Annotated in this window: 13 protein-coding genes, 13 tRNA genes and 3 rRNA genes; 2 read left to right on the forward strand and 27 right to left on the reverse strand. The window is 47.8% G+C overall.

Annotated features, from left to right (window positions below; all coding sequences use genetic code 11):
* Nucleotides 1-101: 101 nt before the first annotated feature.
* A complete protein-coding gene (locus MWM02_RS18080; RefSeq protein WP_064551418.1) occupies nt 102-2,036 on the forward strand; it encodes an ABC-F family ATP-binding cassette domain-containing protein in 1,935 nt (644 codons plus the stop codon).
* A gap of 369 nt (nt 2,037-2,405) precedes the next feature.
* Here the strand turns inward: MWM02_RS18080 and tsaD are convergent, their stop codons facing one another.
* The 21 genes from tsaD to MWM02_RS18185 form a co-directional block, all read right to left on the reverse strand.
* Nucleotides 2,406-3,419, reverse strand: a complete 1,014-nt coding sequence (gene tsaD / locus MWM02_RS18085) for a tRNA (adenosine(37)-N6)-threonylcarbamoyltransferase complex transferase subunit TsaD (protein ID WP_244402626.1) — start codon at nt 3,417-3,419, stop codon at nt 2,406-2,408.
* Entirely contained in the window at nt 3,416-3,868 is a 453-nt protein-coding gene (gene rimI / locus MWM02_RS18090; RefSeq protein ID WP_244402627.1) for a ribosomal protein S18-alanine N-acetyltransferase, read from the reverse strand. The genes tsaD and rimI overlap by 4 nt, the downstream gene beginning before the upstream one ends.
* Nucleotides 3,828-4,568: a tRNA (adenosine(37)-N6)-threonylcarbamoyltransferase complex dimerization subunit type 1 TsaB gene (tsaB, locus tag MWM02_RS18095; protein WP_244402628.1), complete on the reverse strand. Its 741-nt coding sequence runs from the start codon at nt 4,566-4,568 to the stop codon at nt 3,828-3,830. Before tsaB ends, rimI begins: the two co-directional genes overlap by 41 nt.
* Nucleotides 4,565-5,023 carry a tRNA (adenosine(37)-N6)-threonylcarbamoyltransferase complex ATPase subunit type 1 TsaE gene (gene tsaE, locus MWM02_RS18100; RefSeq protein WP_064551414.1) on the reverse strand — a complete coding sequence of 153 codons (459 nt, stop codon included), beginning with the start codon at nt 5,021-5,023 and terminating at the stop codon, nt 4,565-4,567. Before tsaE ends, tsaB begins: the two co-directional genes overlap by 4 nt.
* A 319-nt stretch (nt 5,024-5,342) precedes the next feature.
* Nucleotides 5,343-5,415: transfer RNA gene (locus tag MWM02_RS18105), tRNA-Asp, on the reverse strand.
* A gap of 6 nt (nt 5,416-5,421) precedes the next feature.
* Nucleotides 5,422-5,498, reverse strand: a tRNA-Met gene (locus MWM02_RS18110).
* A gap of 143 nt (nt 5,499-5,641) precedes the next feature.
* Nucleotides 5,642-5,758: ribosomal RNA gene (gene rrf, locus MWM02_RS18115) — 5S ribosomal RNA — on the reverse strand.
* Between the two features lie 127 nt (nt 5,759-5,885).
* Nucleotides 5,886-8,820: ribosomal RNA gene (locus tag MWM02_RS18120) — 23S ribosomal RNA — on the reverse strand.
* A 197-nt stretch (nt 8,821-9,017) separates the two neighbouring features.
* Nucleotides 9,018-10,574: ribosomal RNA gene (locus MWM02_RS18125) — 16S ribosomal RNA — on the reverse strand.
* Together the 16S, 23S and 5S rRNA genes with 13 tRNA genes alongside form the textbook arrangement of a ribosomal RNA operon.
* A gap of 234 nt (nt 10,575-10,808) precedes the next feature.
* A tRNA-Gly gene (locus tag MWM02_RS18130) sits at nt 10,809-10,882 on the reverse strand.
* 22 nt (nt 10,883-10,904) lie between these two features.
* Nucleotides 10,905-10,978: transfer RNA gene (locus tag MWM02_RS18135), tRNA-Pro, on the reverse strand.
* Nucleotides 10,979-10,980: 2 nt separating this feature from the next.
* A tRNA-Arg gene (locus MWM02_RS18140) sits at nt 10,981-11,057 on the reverse strand.
* 25 nt (nt 11,058-11,082) lie between these two features.
* Nucleotides 11,083-11,165 (reverse strand) — tRNA-Leu (locus MWM02_RS18145).
* A 13-nt stretch (nt 11,166-11,178) separates the two neighbouring features.
* Nucleotides 11,179-11,260, reverse strand: a tRNA-Leu gene (locus MWM02_RS18150).
* A gap of 5 nt (nt 11,261-11,265) precedes the next feature.
* Nucleotides 11,266-11,338 (reverse strand) — tRNA-Lys (locus MWM02_RS18155).
* 1 nt (nt 11,339) lies between these two features.
* Nucleotides 11,340-11,414: transfer RNA gene (locus MWM02_RS18160), tRNA-Gln, on the reverse strand.
* 24 nt (nt 11,415-11,438) lie between these two features.
* Nucleotides 11,439-11,514 (reverse strand) — tRNA-Asp (locus MWM02_RS18165).
* A gap of 48 nt (nt 11,515-11,562) precedes the next feature.
* Nucleotides 11,563-11,634 (reverse strand) — tRNA-Glu (locus MWM02_RS18170).
* A gap of 22 nt (nt 11,635-11,656) precedes the next feature.
* Nucleotides 11,657-11,749 (reverse strand) — tRNA-Ser (locus tag MWM02_RS18175).
* Between the two features lie 4 nt (nt 11,750-11,753).
* Nucleotides 11,754-11,825: transfer RNA gene (locus MWM02_RS18180), tRNA-Asn, on the reverse strand.
* A 474-nt stretch (nt 11,826-12,299) separates the two neighbouring features.
* Nucleotides 12,300-12,788 carry a SprT family protein gene (locus MWM02_RS18185; protein ID WP_064552701.1) on the reverse strand — a complete coding sequence of 163 codons (489 nt, stop codon included), beginning with the start codon at nt 12,786-12,788 and terminating at the stop codon, nt 12,300-12,302.
* Nucleotides 12,789-12,878: 90 nt separating this feature from the next.
* Here MWM02_RS18185 and cmpA point away from each other — a divergent pair, with 90 nt between their 5' ends.
* Nucleotides 12,879-12,992 carry a cortex morphogenetic protein CmpA gene (gene cmpA / locus MWM02_RS18190; protein ID WP_012748966.1) on the forward strand — a complete coding sequence of 38 codons (114 nt, stop codon included), beginning with the start codon at nt 12,879-12,881 and terminating at the stop codon, nt 12,990-12,992.
* Here the strand turns inward: cmpA and MWM02_RS18195 are convergent.
* The 6 genes from MWM02_RS18195 to acpS all read right to left on the reverse strand — a co-directional run bounded on the left by MWM02_RS18195 (nt 12,987) and on the right by acpS (nt 18,966).
* Complete coding sequence (locus MWM02_RS18195; RefSeq protein WP_420038615.1) at nt 12,987-15,152, reverse strand: Tex family protein; 2,166 nt, start codon at nt 15,150-15,152, stop codon at nt 12,987-12,989. The two genes, cmpA and MWM02_RS18195, sit on opposite strands and share 6 nt — an antisense overlap.
* Nucleotides 15,153-15,386: 234 nt before the next feature.
* Nucleotides 15,387-15,737: a type II toxin-antitoxin system endoribonuclease NdoA gene (gene ndoA / locus MWM02_RS18200; RefSeq protein WP_003253417.1), complete on the reverse strand. Its 351-nt coding sequence runs from the start codon at nt 15,735-15,737 to the stop codon at nt 15,387-15,389.
* A 4-nt stretch (nt 15,738-15,741) separates the two neighbouring features.
* Entirely contained in the window at nt 15,742-16,023 is a 282-nt protein-coding gene (locus MWM02_RS18205) for a CopG family ribbon-helix-helix protein (protein WP_003253419.1), read from the reverse strand.
* Between the two features lie 122 nt (nt 16,024-16,145).
* Nucleotides 16,146-17,300, reverse strand: a complete 1,155-nt coding sequence (gene alr / locus MWM02_RS18210) for an alanine racemase (protein ID WP_244402629.1) — start codon at nt 17,298-17,300, stop codon at nt 16,146-16,148.
* Between the two features lie 211 nt (nt 17,301-17,511).
* A complete protein-coding gene (locus MWM02_RS18215; protein WP_244402630.1) occupies nt 17,512-18,525 on the reverse strand; it encodes a LolA family protein in 1,014 nt (337 codons plus the stop codon).
* A gap of 81 nt (nt 18,526-18,606) precedes the next feature.
* Nucleotides 18,607-18,966, reverse strand: a complete 360-nt coding sequence (acpS, locus tag MWM02_RS18220; RefSeq protein ID WP_064552704.1) for a holo-ACP synthase — start codon at nt 18,964-18,966, stop codon at nt 18,607-18,609.
* Between the last annotated feature and the right edge of the window lie 7 nt (nt 18,967-18,973).

Consider the following 18,973-nt stretch of genomic DNA (forward strand, 5'->3'; position numbering starts at 1 on the left):
AAAACTATACACTATTTTTCGTCATCTGTCTTTTATCGTTTTATTGCGATAAGAAAACAAGTTACGCTACACTATTATTGTTAAACGAGAGGTGAACGACAATGATTATCTTACAAGTCAATCAATTGACAAAATATTTCGGTGCTGACCTTATTTTATCGAATATAAAATTAGAAATACAATCAAAAGACCGAATTGCTCTCGTCGGAAGAAACGGGGCGGGAAAATCGACATTATTAAAAATTATCGCCGGCGAAATGTCTTACGACAGCGGGGAAATCATCAAACCGAAGGAAGTATCGATCGGATATCTCGCGCAAGATAGCGGGCTGCACTCCTCTTTATCGATTTGGGAAGAAATGATGACGGTATTCGCTCCGCTGAAAGCAATGGAAACTCAATTGCGCGAGATGGAGCGGCAAATGGGTGATCCTGACTTGCTCGCCGATTCTTCTCGCTACGAAAAGCTGTTAAAAGATTACGATGCATTACAAGAGCACTATAAAGAACAAGGCGGCTATCAATACGAAGCCAATATCCGCTCGGTGTTGCACGGTTTACAATTTTCGCAATATGATTATATGACAACTCCTGTTCAATCATTAAGCGGCGGGCAGCGGACTCGGCTGGCGCTTGGAAAATTGCTTTTAATGAAGCCGGATTTGCTTATTTTGGACGAACCGACAAACCATTTAGATCTCGAGACATTAACATGGCTCGAACAATATTTGCAAACATATCCTGGCGCCATTCTCGTCGTATCCCACGACCGTTACTTTCTCGATAAAGTCGCCACCCAAGTATACGAGCTATCGCGTACCACATTGAAACGGTACACGGGAAATTATAGCCGTTACTTAGAACAAAAAGCGGCCGAATACGAACGGGAGCGAAAACTGTACGAAAAACAGCAAGAAGAAATCGCAAAGCTTCAAGACTTTATTCAACGTAATATTGCCCGTGCCTCTACAACGAGACGCGCCCAAAGCCGGCGAAAGCAGTTGGAAAAAATGAAAATAATAGAAAAGCCGATAGGTGATGAAAAATCTGCTTCCTTTTCTTTCGATATTGAACGGCAAAGCGGAAATGACGTGCTGATCGCCGAAGACGTCGCGGTCGGGTATGATATGGACAAACCGCTCATCCGCAACATTCGCTTCCGCATCGCACGCGGCGAAAGCATCGCGCTTGTCGGACCGAACGGAATCGGAAAGTCAACGCTGCTAAAAGCGATCGTAAACAAACTTCCGCTACAAGCAGGGCGTTTCCGCTACGGTTCGAACGTGCAAATCGGCTATTACGACCAAAATCAAGCAGATTTGTCGTCCAATAAGCGCGTTTTAGACGAACTTTGGGATGCATATCCCGAAAAAACGGAAAGAGAAATTCGGACAGTACTTGGTAATTTTTTATTTTCCGGCGACGACGTGCTGAAACCTGTATCGGCGCTAAGCGGCGGCGAAAAAGCAAGGCTGGCGCTTGCCAAATTAATGATGCAAAAAGCGAATTTCCTTATTCTCGACGAACCGACAAACCATCTTGATTTAGACAGCAAAGAAGTGCTCGAAAACGCCTTAATCGAATATCCCGGAACTATTTTATTTGTTTCGCACGACCGCTATTTTATTAACCGAATCGCCACGAAAATATATGAACTTTCTAGCGACGGGATTACCGAGTATTTAGGAGACTATGACTACTATATCGCAAAAAAAGCGGAAATGCTTGAGCTACAGCGCCTCGCTTCCGAGAAACGAACAGACCGCTCTTATGAAGAATCATCATCGAAACTTAGCTACGAACAGGAAAAAGAGGCGAAAAAACTAGAACGGCAGCGCAAACGGCGCATTGAAGAGATTGAAACAGAAATTAGTGAATTAGAACAGCAAATCGCGCATATCGACGAGCAATTATGCGATCCGAACATTTACCAAGATCACGAAAAAGTACAACAATTAACAAAAGAGAATGAAGAAATGAAGGACAAATTAGAAAAATTACTGGAAGAATGGGAAACACTTCATACATTAGAATAATAATGGGCAAAAAACATCCGCGTGTTTGTACAACCGTGGATGTTTTTTAATTAGTCACATACCCACAAAGTTATCCCCAATTCCTTTCCCGTAATCCGAGTTATTCACCGACTTTTCCACATTATCCACAAAAAATTCCGCTTTTATTGGGGAAAATTTGTGGTTATTTTCTCCTTAATAAAACAAGATTATTTCTGTTTTTCCACAATATCCACAATTTGTGGATAAATATATTCACACCGATTATTTTTTTGATAAAAAATTTATCTTTGTTTCTATTATACGAACATTCAAAATAATCTTTCGTTTCGTTCTATAAAAAAGAACTTCCTCCAAGAATTTCCTGGAAAGAAGTCCTTTCGCTAACGTTTATGCTAATTCTAAACTTGGATCGGCATTTAATGCCATATCAGCGCGCTTTCCTTGTTCAAACAAAACGGTTCCTGCCGCTGCAATCATCGCTGCATTGTCGGTACAGAGCGATAATGGCGGAATGACTAACTCGATATCGTCCAATTCGGCCATTTTTCGCGCCAACTCCGCTCGCAAGCCTCTATTTGCTGCGACTCCACCCGCAAGCAGCACTTGACGCACATTATATTCTTTTGCCGCATTGACAGTTTTGGTCACAAGCACGTCAATGACGCTCGCTTGAAAGCTGGCTGCCATATTTTTCGGATCGACATGTTCCCCGCGTTGCTTCGCATTATGGAGCGTGTTTAATACCGCTGATTTCAATCCGCTGAAACTAAAGTCATACGACCCTTCCTCCAGCCATGCCCGTGGCAAATCAATCGTCACCTTCCCTTCATGTGCCAGACGGTCGATATGCGGTCCGCCTGGATAAGGGAGGTTTAGCGCCCTCGCCACTTTGTCATACGCTTCTCCCGCTGCATCATCACGAGTTTCACCGATAACTTGAAACTTGCCATGCTCCTCCATGTACACAAGTTCCGTATGTCCGCCAGAAACGACGAGCGACAATAACGGAAACTTCATGTCCGCGACAAGGCGATTCGCGTAAATATGTCCGGCGATATGATGTACGCCTACAAGAGGAAGACCATAGGCAAATGCTAACGCTTTCGCCGCGTTCACACCAATTAAAAGCGCGCCAACTAATCCCGGGCCTTGCGTTACCGCAATAGCGCTCAACTGTTGAAATGAAATGCCAGCCTCATTCATCGCTTCTTCAATAACGACCGTAATCTGCTCGACATGGTGGCGCGAGGCGATTTCTGGAACGACTCCGCCAAAGCGCTTATGGCTTTCCATTTGTGAAGCGACGATGTTGGACAAAATTTCTGTCCCATTTTTCACTACTGCCGCTGCAGTTTCATCGCAGCTCGTTTCAATTCCAAGTACATATATGTCATGATTCATGCTAATTTCACCCACATTACAAGAGCATCTTCTAAATTGTCCGGATAATATTGTCTGCGGATTCCGCCATTAAGAAACCCCAATTTTCGATATAAAGATTGGGCCACATGGTTAGAAACCCGAACTTCTAACGTCATCGTAACGGCGCCGAGTTGTTTCGCCGTTTCCATCAATTTGCGCATTAGCGCTTCCCCTAATTTTTTGCCACGATATTCAGGCAATACAGCTACATTTGTAATATGTGCTTCATCAATCACGACCCACATTCCCGCATAGCCGATGATGCGGCCATTATGTTCCATGACGATATATTTAGCATAACGATTATAAACAAGTTCATGATAAAACGATTCTCTGCTCCAAGGGACCGTAAAAGAGGCATGCTCCACTTGCAACACTGCATCAATATCATTTAAGGTCATTGAGCGAAACTGAATTTTCATCCCCATATTTGTTTTCCCCTTTTTGCTTGGCAAGCCATTTTGCTTCTGCCTCAGCAAGGCGAACGTAATTAGGCACAAAAGTATGAACGTCCTCTTTTTCTTTATTTTTTCCGAGCAACGCCAACTCACCTGGGCGAGGCAGCTGTAACGATGGCGGTGCAAATTGTGCAAAACCGCCAAGTTGTTGCTGAAATGTTTCCTTATACAACGCGATATCGGATCCGATAAATAACACTCTCTCCTGCCTTTCCTGCAGTTTGCGCGCCCATTCATCAGCCAAAACGATCCGGTCATTTTCTATGCATTCCAGCTGACCGTCGTTATAACGATATAATCCTGTATAAATTTGCCCTCTTCTCGCATCAAAAAATGGGGAAATGACACCGGAAAAATACCTTCCGTTTGCCGCCAACGCTTCAAGGCTGGACACACCTACAATTGGGATCTTCAATGCCCACGCCAACGTTTTTGCGATCGTTGTCCCGATGCGCACTCCCGTGTAAGATCCCGGTCCTCTCGCGACGACAATTAACCCTAGTTCGTGGGGAGACACGCCGCAATCTTTTAATAAAGACTGAATCGCCGGCATTAAACGCGCGGAATGGTCTTTTTTTATATTTGTCACTATTTCTCCCTTTACGATATCTTCTTCCACTAACGCGACGCCCATTGCCACATTTGATGTATCGATCGCTAATATTTTCATGACTCTAAAATCTCCTTACATAGCTGTTCATATCGTTTTCCGATTGGTTCAATTACCAATTTTCGTTCATCATTGCCATGGTGAAACAAATAAATATTCAGTCTTTCCGGCGGCAGTTGCGGTTCGATGAGATGTGCCCATTCGACGACAGTCACGCCGTCTCCGTCAAAATATTCGTCAAAACCGAGATCCTCCATTGTATCTTCCAAACGATACACATCCATATGATAAAGAGGGAGGCGGCCTTTATATTCCTTGACGATCGTAAAGGTAGGACTGCTAACCGTTTTTCTTACTCCTAGTCCTTTGGCCAGCCCTTTTGTAAACGTCGTCTTCCCCGCGCCTAAATCCCCTTCTAACGTAATGACATCTTTTTCCATTAGCTTTTCTCCAAATTTTGCCGCAAGATGCATCGTTTCCTCAGGAGAGCGCACAATCAGTTCATAGCGTTCCATCACGTTCCACCTTTGCATTTATAATAATAACCTTCGCTTCTGAAATTTTATCATATTATTGCCGCTTGTTACCACTTTCCCATTCAATAAAGAAACATCCATACCATTTTTCTAATGAGTAAAACTCTTTGTTAATCTTCATGAAGGATGAGTTCGCCATATGACATCAATGAATTGACAATAGACATACAAAAACAACAAAAGTTAGCTGCCCATTTCAGTCAAAAAATAAAAAAACCTTAGGAAGCCACTTCCTAAGGGTAAAAAACGAAACATCGGTTGTTTCGTTTTTAACATAAAAGCTTTATCCAAATTTAAACGGTCCCGACGGGGATCGAACCCGCGATCTCCTGCGTGACAGGCAGGCATGTTAACCACTACACTACGGGACCAATTATTGGTTGCGGGGGCAGGATTTGAACCTGCGACCTTCGGGTTATGAGCCCGACGAGCTACCGGACTGCTCCACCCCGCGACGATAGATAAGGAATAATTATACGTTGTCCCTTCCTCTTCTAGCTTATTCAGCGATGTTACATGCGTCGGGACAACTCGCAGCGGATTCACCGAAGCTTAGGCCCGCTGCTCCATCCCCGGCAATATATAATCATAATAATAGCCTAGCGACGACCTACTCTCGCAGGGGCGCTGGCCCCAACTACCATCGGCGCTGGAGAGCTTAACTTCCGTGTTCGGAATGGGAACGGGTGTTTCCTCTCCGCTATTGTCACTAGGCAAGTATTTCTGACAGGTATTATTATATTTCAATCATCTCTTTTGTCAAGAGGGATTCGTTCCCTCAAAACTAGATAACCGTCCGTTCGGAAGAAACCGTTTCGCTGGGCGGCTTCCGTTTTTCCGCTTGGTTAAGTCCTCGATCGATTAGTATCCGTCAGCTCCACGTGTCGCCACGCTTCCACCTCGGACCTATCGACCTCGTCATCTTCGAGGGATCTTACTCGCTTTTCGCGATGGGAAATCTCATCTTGAGGGGGGCTTCACGCTTAGATGCTTTCAGCGCTTATCCCTTCCGCACATAGCTACCCAGCGGTGCCCCTGGCGGGACAACTGGTACACCAGCGGTGCGTCCATCCCGGTCCTCTCGTACTAAGGACAGCTCCTCTCAAATTTCCTGCGCCCGCGACGGATAGGGACCGAACTGTCTCACGACGTTCTGAACCCAGCTCGCGTACCGCTTTAATGGGCGAACAGCCCAACCCTTGGGACCGACTACAGCCCCAGGATGCGATGAGCCGACATCGAGGTGCCAAACCTCCCCGTCGATGTGGACTCTTGGGGGAGATCAGCCTGTTATCCCCGGGGTAGCTTTTATCCGTTGAGCGATGGCCCTTCCATACGGAACCACCGGATCACTAAGCCCGACTTTCGTCCCTGCTCGACCTGTCCGTCTCGCAGTCAAGCTCCCTTCTGCCTTTGCACTCTCCGAATGATTTCCAACCATTCTGAGGGAACCTTTGGGCGCCTCCGTTACCTTTTGGGAGGCGACCGCCCCAGTCAAACTGCCCACCTGACACTGTCTCCCACCCCGATAAGGGGTGCGGGTTAGAATTTCAATACCGCCAGGGTGGTATCCCACCGCCGCCTCCACCGAAGCTGGCGCTCCGGCTTCCCAGGCTCCCACCTATCCTGTACAAGCGATACCAAAATTCCATATCAGGCTGCAGTAAAGCTCCACGGGGTCTTTCCGTCCTGTCGCGGGTAACCTGCATCTTCACAGGTAGTATGATTTCACCGGGTCTCTCGTTGAGACAGTGCCCAAGTCGTTACACCTTTCGTGCGGGTCGGAACTTACCCGACAAGGAATTTCGCTACCTTAGGACCGTTATAGTTACGGCCGCCGTTTACTGGGGCTTCGGTTCGCACCTTCAGCCTTGCGGCTTAAGCGCTCCCCTTAACCTTCCAGCACCGGGCAGGTGTCAGCCCCTATACTTCGCCTTTCGGCTTCGCAGAGACCTGTGTTTTTGATAAACAGTCGCTTGGGCCTTTTCACTGCGGCTCCCTCGGGCTTGAGACCCAAGAGAGCACCCCTTCTCCCGAAGTTACGGGGTCATTTTGCCGAGTTCCTTAACGAGAGTTCTCCCGCGCACCTTAGGATTCTCTCCTCGCCTACCTGTGTCGGTTTGCGGTACGGGCACCTCCCACCTCGCTAGAGGCTTTTCTTGGCAGTGTAGGATCGGGGACTTCGGGACCAAAGGTCCCTTCGCCATCACGGCTCCGCCTTGTTGCCAGACGGATTTGCCTATCTGGCGGCCTAACCGCTTGGACAGGCTATTCCAGCAGCCTGCTCGCCCTACCTTCCTGCGTCCCCCCATCGCTCAAACGGTGAGGAGGTGGTACAGGAATCTCGACCTGTTGCCCATCACCTACGCCTTTCGGCCTCGGCTTAGGTCCCGACTAACCCTGAGCGGACGAACCTTCCTCAGGAACCCTTAGGCTTTCGGTGCAGAGGATTCTCACCTCTGTTTTCGCTACTCACACCGGCATTCTCACTTCTAAGCGCTCCACGAGTCCTTCCGGTCTCGCTTCGGCGCACTTAGAACGCTCCCCTACCGATGACCATCGGTCATCCCACAGCTTCGGTGGTACGTTTAGCCCCGGTACATTTTCGGCGCAGAGTCACTCGACCAGTGAGCTATTACGCACTCTTTAAATGATGGCTGCTTCTAAGCCAACATCCTGGTTGTCTGGGCAACTCCACATCCTTTTCCACTTAACGTACACTTAGGGACCTTAGCTGGTGGTCTGGGCTGTTTCCCTCTCGACTACGGATCTTATCACTCGTAGTCTGACTCCCAAGGATAAGTCGTTGGCATTCGGAGTTTGACTGAGTTCGGTAACCCGATGAGGGCCCCTAGCTCAATCAGTGCTCTACCTCCAAGACTCTTCCCTTGAGGCTAGCCCTAAAGCTATTTCGGGGAGAACCAGCTATCTCCAGGTTCGATTGGCATTTCACCCCTACCCACACCTCATCCCCGCACTTTTCAACGTGCGTGGGTTCGGGCCTCCAGTAGGTGTTACCCTACCTTCACCCTGGGCATGGGTAGATCACCTGGTTTCGGGTCTACGACGACGTACTATGCGCCCTATTCAGACTCGCTTTCGCTGCGGCTCCGTCTTTTCGACTTAACCTCGCACGTCATCGTAACTCGCCGGTTCATTCTACAAAAGGCACGCCATCACCCATCAACGGGCTCTGACTACTTGTAGGCACACGGTTTCAGGTTCTCTTTCACTCCCCTTCCGGGGTGCTTTTCACCTTTCCCTCACGGTACTGGTTCACTATCGGTCACTAGGGAGTATTTAGCCTTGGGAGATGGTCCTCCCTGCTTCCGACGGGATTCCCCGTGTCCCGTCGTACTCAGGAGCCACTCGGGAGGGAACGAAGTTTCGACTACAGGGCTGTCACCTTCTCTGGCGGGCCTTTCCAGACCGCTTCGTCTACCCCGTTCCTTTGTCACTCCCATCTGAGTGGTCCTACAACCCCAAGAGGCAAGCCTCTTGGTTTGGGCTGTTCCCGTTTCGCTCGCCGCTACTCAGGGAATCGCGGTTGCTTTCTTCTCCTCCGGGTACTGAGATGTTTCAGTTCCCCGGGTGTGCCCTCCATACCCTATGGATTCAGGTATGGATACTGCCCCATTACGGGCAGTGGGTTCCCCCATTCGGACATCTCCGGATCAACGCTTGCTTACAGCTCCCCGAAGCGTTTCGGCGTTTGCCCCGTCCTTCATCGGCTCCTAGTGCCAAGGCATCCACCGTGCGCCCTTTCTAACTTAACCATGCGAAACCCGGCTTTATCTTCGCCGCCTTCGCTTCCCGGCTTCTTCCTTTCGGTTATCTAGTTTTCAAGGAACCAATTGATTTCTCCTGCATCCGTTCATAGACGCAGGCGCAAAGCATTTGAAGGAACAACCAATGTTCCTTCAAAACTGAACAAAACTCCGCGTCCACTTTATTTTCACGATGATGTCCTTAGAAAGGAGGTGATCCAGCCGCACCTTCCGGTACGGCTACCTTGTTACGACTTCACCCCAATCACTTGCCCCACCTTCGGCGGCTGGCTCCCTTGCGGGTTACCTCACCGACTTCGGGTGTTGCAAGCTCTCGTGGTGTGACGGGCGGTGTGTACAAGGCCCGGGAACGTATTCACCGCGGCATGCTGATCCGCGATTACTAGCGATTCCGGCTTCATGCAGGCGAGTTGCAGCCTGCAATCCGAACTGAGAGCGGCTTTTTGGGATTCGCTCCCCCTCGCGGGTTCGCAGCCCTTTGTACCGCCCATTGTAGCACGTGTGTAGCCCAGGTCATAAGGGGCATGATGATTTGACGTCATCCCCACCTTCCTCCGGTTTGTCACCGGCAGTCCCCCTAGAGTGCCCAACTGAATGCTGGCAACTAGGGGCGAGGGTTGCGCTCGTTGCGGGACTTAACCCAACATCTCACGACACGAGCTGACGACAACCATGCACCACCTGTCACCCTGTCCTCCCGAAGGGAGGAACGCCCTGTCTCCAGGGTTGTCAGGGGATGTCAAGACCTGGTAAGGTTCTTCGCGTTGCTTCGAATTAAACCACATGCTCCACCGCTTGTGCGGGCCCCCGTCAATTCCTTTGAGTTTCAGCCTTGCGGCCGTACTCCCCAGGCGGAGTGCTTAACGCGTTAGCTACAGCACTAAAGGGGTAACCCCTCTAACACTTAGCACTCATCGTTTACGGCGTGGACTACCAGGGTATCTAATCCTGTTTGCTCCCCACGCTTTCGCGCCTCAGCGTCAGTTACAGACCAGAGAGCCGCCTTCGCCACTGGTGTTCCTCCACATCTCTACGCATTTCACCGCTACACGTGGAATTCCGCTCTCCTCTTCTGCACTCAAGTCCCCCAGTTTCCAATGACCCTCCACGGTTAAGCCGTGGGCTTTCACATCAGACTTAAGGGACCGCCTGCGCGCGCTTTACGCCCAATAATTCCGGACAACGCTCGCCCCCTACGTATTACCGCGGCTGCTGGCACGTAGTTAGCCGGGGCTTTCTCGTTAGGTACCGTCACCGTGCCGCCCTGTTCGAACGGCACTTCTTCTTCCCTAACAACAGAGCTTTACGATCCGAAGACCTTCTTCGCTCACGCGGCGTCGCTCCGTCAGACTTTCGTCCATTGCGGAAGATTCCCTACTGCTGCCTCCCGTAGGAGTCTGGGCCGTGTCTCAGTCCCAGTGTGGCCGGTCACCCTCTCAGGCCGGCTACGCATCGTCGCCTTGGTGAGCCGTTACCTCACCAACTAGCTAATGCGCCGCGGGCCCATCCGTAAGTGGCAGCCGAAGCCGCCTTTCAACCGAAGACCATGCGGTCTTCGGTGTTATCCGGTATTAGCTCCGGTTTCCCGGAGTTATCCCGGTCTTACGGGCAGGTTACCCACGTGTTACTCACCCGTCCGCCGCTAACCAAGCAGAAGCAAGCTTCCGCCCGGTCCGCTCGACTTGCATGTATTAGGCACGCCGCCAGCGTTCGTCCTGAGCCAGGATCAAACTCTCCAAAAAGAAAGTGGATTGGCTTAACTTCAGCTTCAGCGCCGACACCAAGGTGCCAGGCGCCTCCGCTTTTCTTATTGTCTAGCTCCGGCTCCTAGCCCCTCGGGACGCTTCGGTCTCGCTGTGGCGGCAACCGCCTCCTCGCGAGCCCTCCAGTGCCTGTCGGGGCTAATCAGTCGCCTTCGCTTTTCTATGTGGACGCTTCGTTTTGTTCAGTTTTCAAGGAACATCATAAAAATGATATGGAGCGGGTGATGGGAATCGAACCCACGACATCAGCTTGGAAGGCTGAGGTTTTACCACTAAACTACACCCGCATGTTTATGCTAGTGAAATAAATCGGGAAGACAGGATTCGAACCTGCGACCCCATGGTCCCAAACCATGTGCTCTACCAAGCTGAGCTACTTCCCGAATGGCGCGCTCGAGAGGACTCGAACCCCTAACCTTCTGATCCGTAGTCAGACGCTCTATCCAGTTGAGCTACGAGCGCAAATATATCAAATATATAATTTTTATGCGGTCGAGAGGACTTGAACCTCCACGGGGTTGCCCCCACTAGGCCCTCAACCTAGCGCGTCTGCCATTCCGCCACGACCGCGTATCCATTAAAGTGCGGGTGGAGGGACTTGAACCCCCACGCCGTAAGGCGCCAGATCCTAAGTCTGGTGCGTCTGCCAATTCCGCCACACCCGCAAAAATGAGCCATGGAGGATTCGAACCTCCGACCCTCTGATTAAAAGTCAGATGCTCTACCTACTGAGCTAATGGCTCATGGCTGGGCTAGCTGGATTCGAACCAGCGCATCACGGAGTCAAAGTCCGTTGCCTTACCGCTTGGCTATAGCCCAATGTATATGAATGACATACCCAAATGGCGGTCCCGACGGGACTCGAACCCGCGATCTCCTGCGTGACAGGCAGGCGTGTTAACCACTACACTACGGGACCATCAATAAAATGGGGTTGGTGCTTTATATTCCCAACACCCATTCACAGTGACCCGTACGGGATTCGAACCCGTGTTACCGCCGTGAAAGGGCGGTGTCTTAACCACTTGACCAACGGGCCACGGATAAAATATATCGAAAAGTGGCGGAGAAGGCGGGATTTGAACCCGCGCGCCGTAAAGACACGACCTAACGGTTTAGCAAACCGTCCCCTTCAGCCACTTGGGTACTTCTCCAAGGCTCCGCAAGTAGGATTCGAACCTACGACCTACCGGTTAACAGCCGGTTGCTCTACCGCTGAGCTATTGCGGAATAAATCAAACTACTTATCAATCCATCCCTTTCCCGGCTAGCGATTCCAAAAGCGCCAGCATCAGGGCAACTTATCGCACGTTTAGAGAAACGATGCATATCACTAGAAATTGCTTTTTATTGCAACTTTCTATTATTTAAATTAAAATAATAGACTTGCACAACCGACATTCATTATTATATTGAGCGAATAGATAGTTGTCAATGGCTTTTGTTTTTCATTTATCATTCATCGCCTTTTAGCGACGGCTTTTATAATTTAGCATATATAAAGAATAGCTGTCAACACTTTTTGAACAAAAATTTTCGGATTAAGTCCCTGAATTTGTGTAAAAAACTGAAAAAAAGCGGTTTTATTTTCCGAAGATCCAAGTTTGCTGGACTGAGGGATGGATTTTACACAACAATAGGATTCGACCAATTTTTACGTTCACCTGCAAAAAGCTTCTTTCACGGCAATGTATGAAAATGAAGCTATGGCAAAGCCTGCTCGTTTCCCCTATCCCTCTCGTTATCCAACATTAGTTTTCCATGGCATCGCCCGCAAACATATTTGTCTGTATTTATCCGCTTTTTCCGTCTATATTTTATACCGCAATCGGAACAAACATACACGTACACCTTTTTTGTTCTTTGGCGCGCTTGTTGTGGAAGGGGACGACAATAGCGGGGAGCCTGAACTTGTCGCAATAAATCGCGAAAGTCTTGGTCGCGATGGCGGTATCCTTTTCCTTCTAAATGAAGGTGATAATGACACAATTCATGTTTAATGATAGCAATAAGTTCTTCTTCCCCAAACACTTCATAATACTTTTTGTTCAGTTCGATGTTGTGAGTTTGTAATATGTAACGTCCTCCTGTCGTTCGCAGGCGCGGATTGAATGTCGCTGTATGTTTAAAAGGTTTTTGAAAAAATTGCAAAGATACTTTTTCGACAAGACGTTGCAAATCACTTTGTTTCATTTTCGTTGCTCCTTACTTTTTTTTAGAACAGGACAGACTAGCGATACATACATTATATATGAACCTTTTTGTTGCGGGAGGTCAACCGCCATGCCAACATGGTTAAAAAATCAAATGAGACGGGCCTATTATGAAAAAAATCGCTACCAAATCAAATTGCTAAATCAATGCTGGTTTTTTTATCAGAAAAAACACTGCTCATGAAGGCAGTGTTTTTTCTGATTCTTCCGGTGGAATCATGGATAAGGAAATCCTTCCTTTATCGATATCGACGTTGTCAACCCATACTTTTACGACATCACCTACAGATACAACATCAAGCGGATGTCGTACATATTGCTTACTTAATTTTGAAATGTGGACAAGTCCGTCTTGCTTCACTCCAATATCCACGAACGCCCCGAAATCGACGACATTGCGCACCGTACCTTCTAATTCCATTCCCTCTTTTAAATCTTCCATTTTTAAAATGTCTTTTCGCAGCAATGGCTTCGGCAGCTCGTCGCGGGGATCGCGTTCCGGACGGACTAAAGCGTCAATAATGTCTTGCAATGTCAATTCTCCGATGCCAAGTTCGGCAGCCGTGTCGGAAATGGAAAGAGATTGCAATGCTTGGCGAAGTTCTTCGCTTCCAATATGTTCGGTTGTAAAGCCAAGTTGGTGCAGCAGTTTTTTCACTTCTTCGTACCGCTCTGGATGAATCGGCGTACGGTCGAGCGGTTCGTCTCCGTCAACAATGCGCAAAAAGCCGATGCATTGTTCATATGTTTTAGCGCCAAGACGCGGTATCTCTTTTAATTCCTCACGGTTTTTAAATTTTCCTTGTTCCTCGCGGCGTTTCACAATATTTTCCGATACTGTTTTCGTAAGGCCTGATACGTATTGCAATAAAGAAACAGAGGCGGTGTTGACGTTGACACCAACTTGGTTGACAACCGTTTCCACGACAAACCGCAGCGATTCCGCTAATTTTTTTTGCGAAACGTCGTGCTGATATTGGCCAACTCCTACTGATTTTGGATCAATTTTCACCAGTTCCGCGAGCGGGTCTTGTACGCGCCGCGCGATCGAAACTGCGCTCCGCTCTTCTACCTGCAAATCCGGAAACTCTTGGCGGGCAAGGTCGGAGGCAGAATAGACGCTCGCTCCCGCTTCATTGACAATAAGGTAAAAAATCTCTCTGTCCACTTGCTTTAATGTATCTGCCACGAATTGCTCCGTTTCCCTTGACGCCGTCCCGTTCCCGATGGCAATCATCTCGACATTATAATCTTCGATCACGTGGATCAATTTTTTCTTCGCTTCCTCTATCCGCTGCTGCGGCGGATGAGGATAAATGACATCGATTTTCAGCAATTTTCCTGTTTCATCAACGACCGCTAACTTACATCCTGTTCGATAAGCAGGATCTATGCCAAGAACGATCTTTCCTTTTAGCGGCGGCTGAAGCAATAGCTTGCGCAAGTTTTCCGCAAAAATATGAATCGCCCGCTCTTCCGCTTTTTCGGTCAACTCATTGCGAATATCGCGCTCGATCGACGGCTCTATAAGCCGTTTGTAACCGTCCTCAATCGCTTCGGCGAGAAGAACGGCAGCAGGAGATTGCCGATTTGTAATAATACGCTTTTGCAAATATGCCATAATATCTTCCACCGGGGCTTGAATGGAAACGCGCAGCACCCCTTCTTTTTCACCACGATTGAGCGCCAGCACACGATGGGGAACGATCTTGTGCACCGGCTCTTCATACTCGTAATACATTTCATATACTTTTTTCTCATCATTTTCAGGCTCTTTCACTGTCGATACGATGACACCTTTTTTCCACGTCTGCTGGCGGATCCATTGGCGGAATTGGGCATCATCCGATACTTTTTCGGCGATGATGTCTTTCGCTCCTTGAAGCGCCTCTTCGGCGGTAGGCACTTCCTTGTCCGGATTAATAAACTCCAACGCTTTTTCTTCCGGCCGCGGCGCCATCGGGCACGCCCATAACCATTCCGCAAGCGGCTCTAACCCTTTTTCCTTTGCGACGGTTGCTTTTGTGCGCCGTTTTTGTCTGTAAGGACGGTACAAATCTTCCACTTGCTGCAGTTTCGTGGCGTTGATAATTGCATTTTTTAGCTCGTCCGTCAGCTTTCCCTGCTCATCAATAAGGCGAAGAACTTCTTCCTTGCGCTGCTCTAAGTTTTGCAAGTAATTCCATTTCTCTAAAATATCGCGAATTTGCACCTCATCCAAGGCACCCGTCATCTCTTTGCGATAGCGGGCAATAAACGGCACCGTATTTCCTTCTTCAGAAAGGGAAATCACGTTGCTAACTTGTTTGGCGGACAACTGCAATTCATTCGCTATCAAGTCCATCAACGCTTCTCTGTTTAACAACCCCATGACCCCTCCATATGCGAAAAATAAAAATAGCTACAATGATGCAGCTATTTTTGCATGAATCGTTATAAAATAGTCGGACAGATCGATGCTTGCGACCTGCCCTTTTTGCGCATAGCAAACTACCCACCACTTTTTATGAAACGGAGGCGATAGGTGGCACGGTGCACTCGCTTTAACAGCAAGTTTATATATTTCGGGCGCCGCTATTTAAAAATCTATAAGTCCTAAACTGATTTGCAGCGCTTCATCCACCTTATCCATCATTTCATCGTCCAAGTGAGTAATTTTGTCTGTCAGCCGCTGTTTATCAATCGTCCGAATTTGCTCTAGCAGAATAACAGAATCCCGCTCAAACCCGTAACGCTTTGCATCAATCTCGACATGCGTCGGCAGCTTTGCTTTTTGGATTTGCGCTGTAATCGCCGCCACAATCACCGTCGGACTAAACCGATTTCCGATGTCATTTTGAATGACTAATACCGGACGAACGCCTCCTTGTTCCGAGCCAACTACCGGGGAAAGGTCCGCAAAATAAACGTCGCCACGCTTAACAATCAAAGCATTACCCCCCGCTAACTAAACGTTCAACGGTGTGGTCGGCTTCATATTCTGCAAGAAACGCCTCTGAAGCAATAGATAAATTGATTTTCGCCATTTCCATATAGCCGCGTCTCATCGCCTCGCGGATTTGCCGTTTTTTCCGTTCGCGAATGTACATTTTAGTTGCTTGATAAATGAGATCATTGCGGTTGCCGTTCTCTTGTTTCACAAGCACATCCAATTCCGTTACTAGTGCTTGAGGCAAACGAACGACGATTTCCGTTGTTGCGCTAGATTCCGACACGAATACACACCTCCACAAACTGCAGCCGATTCATTGCTTCCATTTCATAATACCATTAAATAAACACAGTGCAAAGTCATTTCTGTGCTTTCTGCTCATTATCTTCTGAAAAATTTTGCAGTTTATACATAAACAAGATTTCTCACTTCCATTATACTCTTATTTCGGAAAAAAATACGGGGAACACGATAACTGATCGTACAAGGAATTTCATAGTTAATCGTATCGAGATATTGCGCAACATCATCAACAGAAATATATTCATCACCCTGACGACCAATCAAGGTCACTTTCGTTCCAACTGGCACCCGCTTTGGCAGGCGGACCATCAACTGGTCCATACAAATTCTTCCAATAATCGGCGCTTTTTCTCCATCCACAAGTACATGAAAATTTTGCAGTTTACGCAACCAGCCGTCCGCATATCCAATTGGAACTGTGCCAACCCATTGCTCTGTTTCCGCCGTATACGTCGCCCCGTAACTTACCTTTTCTCCCGGCTTCAGCTTTTTCACATGAACAAGGCGGCTATGCAATGAAAAAGCTTCCTTTAGCTCATATGGCAAATATTGTTTTATTTCCGGCGAAGGAGATAGTCCATACATCGAAATGCCAAAGCGCACCATGTTAAACACTTTATCCGGAAACCGCAACGTCGTCGCGCTGTTCCCGCAATGAATCAGAGGCGGCTTATACGGAAGCCATTCAAGCATCCGCAAAAAATTATCGTATTGAAAAGAAAAATAGTCCGTGTCGATTTCGTCGGCCGTGGCAAAATGGGTATAAACTCCTTCTAACGAAAAATACGGATGGCGGTCAATTTGTTCAATGAGGCGCTTCGTTTCCGTTTCCTCTTTCACCCCGATCCGCCCCATTCCCGTATCCATTTTCAAATGAAACAAAACCGGTACCGTTTCACTGTAAAAATCCGCCGCTTGTTCAATCCATTCCGTCTGAAACACGGTAAGCGCAATCCGATGCTTTGCGGCGACATTAATATCGCTAGGTCGGGAAGCGCCCAGCACGAGAATCGGAGCGTCAATTCCTCTTTTTCGCAGCGCAAGCGCTTCATCCAGAAACGCTACCGCCAAATAAGAGGCCCCCGCCTCGAGCGCGGTTTTGGCCACTTGCACATCACCGTGGCCGTAGGCGTTCGCCTTCACCACCGCCATGATGCGGACGTCGTTTTGCAAAAAATTTTTCAGTTGTGAAACGTTATAGTAAATCGCGTCTAAATCAATTTCTGCCCAAGTATCTCGGTAAAACACATTGGTCATATCTCGCTGCACTTCCTCGTCTATCAAAATGGATGAAAATAATGAAACGTCTGTTGACTCACTTCTACTCCCGTCTCGATAAGATGAAACATGCCATCTCCTTTAGTTTACCACTTAAAAGACAATAAAGGAAATACGTGCTTAGCGTCGATTTGATTTTTTTCATAAATCAAAAACAGGCCCGGCAACTTGCGGGCCTGCACAACGTCATCTATTTCGTCGCTTTTCCTTGCACGGAACGAGCAACCATCACCATTTCGTCCGGCGTTAAATCCGTAGAAGCAAGCGTAAAGTCGACCCCTTTATACGACCAAGTAAGAGTCTGATCCGTCAGCGCGCCGATTGCAAACCCTAAATCGACCGGCTCGCCATTGACAAGTGTTGGAGTGCTCGTCGCCGGCAGCACTTCTGCTTTCTCTTCGACTAATGTGAACGATTTTTCGCCTCCAAATGTCATAATAATCCGTTTTCCGTTTTCAGCAGCAACTTCTTTTTCCTCCACTTGTTTTACTCCTTCTGGCAAATCGACTGGATACATTACTTCAAGCGCTTGGCCTTCCGCTTTGGCCATCGTCGGCACTTCTAAGCGGGCGCCGGTCATGTTTTTGGACGTATCAAACGCATCATCATCAAACTTTTTATTAAACTCAACTTTTGAAAATCGTACGGTTAACAAAGCGTTCCGATCCGTATCCATCACTTTGACGGATACCGGAGATAAATCTTTTTTGTTTAACGTAATTTCCTGTTTTGGAATCATGCTGCTGTTCGGATAGTTTGTTTTCGTCTCAAATACATAATGCTTTTTCGTCGCTTTAAAGCTCGCTTTCGAATCGCTTAAAATGTCTTTCACTAATGATTCGTACAAATACGCTTGGCTGCTGTTTTTCGGCCAATCGCTTTGGAAACGGAAGCTTTTGTTTAATGCCGGAGTAAAAACGAAAACACCTTCATCGTTGCGCAAAATCATCTGGCTTTGATTTTTGTCGGCATTTTTTAAGCTGACCCGGTAGTATGAAGGATGCTTATACCAAATTTCGACGTCATAAACTTGCGGCTTATCGCCAGTCTGAAACGTCATTTTCGCTTCTGCTTGATAGCTTGTCATCTCATCCATCTTTTCATCTAGCGCTTTCATCACGTCTTCTTGCGATTTTGCCCCGCAACCAGCTAAAGCGACAAGCAGTACGGCGCAAAGAAACACGCTAAACACGTTGCCCCTCATCGTTTCAACCCCTTTGCCTCATATCGATTTCCATTTGTCCATTACAATATATGAGGCAATTTAGGGGAATATGCAGACTAGCTATGACAAGCGTTCAATAATGACTTGAGCAATCGCATAATCACGGCTATGAGAGATCGAAACATGGATGCGGCAGTTCTCCATATCAGAAATAGCGATCGGCTTTCCGTGATCGTCATTCATAATTTGGATATCATGGAACGATACATTTTTTCCGACCCCTGTTCCGACCGCCTTCGCATATGCTTCTTTTGCCGCAAATCTCCCTGCGGCAAACTCTACTTTGCGCTTCGGCGATAATTGGGAAAAAATCATTTTTTCTTTCTCCGTTAAAATCCGATCGATAAATTTTTCATTTTTCGCTATTAGCTGTTCGATCCGTTCCAACTCCACAATATCGATGCCAACTCCGATAATCATTCCTCTT

The organism is Parageobacillus sp. KH3-4 (assembly GCF_022846435.1).
Lineage (GTDB): Bacteria > Bacillota > Bacilli > Bacillales > Anoxybacillaceae > Parageobacillus > Parageobacillus thermoglucosidasius_A.

Coding starts and splice junctions, on each gene's coding strand:
- MWM02_RS18080 (WP_064551418.1), top strand. CDS start 102: ATGATTATCTTACAAGTCAATCAATTGACAAAATATTTCGGTGCTGAC.
- tsaD (WP_244402626.1), bottom strand. CDS start 3,419: ATGAATCATGACATATATGTACTTGGAATTGAAACGAGCTGCGATGAA.
- rimI (WP_244402627.1), bottom strand. CDS start 3,868: ATGGGGATGAAAATTCAGTTTCGCTCAATGACCTTAAATGATATTGAT.
- tsaB (WP_244402628.1), bottom strand. CDS start 4,568: ATGAAAATATTAGCGATCGATACATCAAATGTGGCAATGGGCGTCGCG.
- tsaE (WP_064551414.1), bottom strand. CDS start 5,023: ATGGAACGCTATGAACTGATTGTGCGCTCTCCTGAGGAAACGATGCAT.
- MWM02_RS18185 (WP_064552701.1), bottom strand. CDS start 12,788: ATGAAACAAAGTGATTTGCAACGTCTTGTCGAAAAAGTATCTTTGCAA.
- cmpA (WP_012748966.1), top strand. CDS start 12,879: ATGCCAACATGGTTAAAAAATCAAATGAGACGGGCCTATTATGAAAAA.
- MWM02_RS18195 (WP_420038615.1), bottom strand. CDS start 15,152: ATGGACTTGATAGCGAATGAATTGCAGTTGTCCGCCAAACAAGTTAGC.
- alr (WP_244402629.1), bottom strand. CDS start 17,300: ATGACCAATGTGTTTTACCGAGATACTTGGGCAGAAATTGATTTAGAC.
- MWM02_RS18215 (WP_244402630.1), bottom strand. CDS start 18,525: ATGAGGGGCAACGTGTTTAGCGTGTTTCTTTGCGCCGTACTGCTTGTC.
- acpS (WP_064552704.1), bottom strand. CDS start 18,966: ATGATTATCGGAGTTGGCATCGATATTGTGGAGTTGGAACGGATCGAA.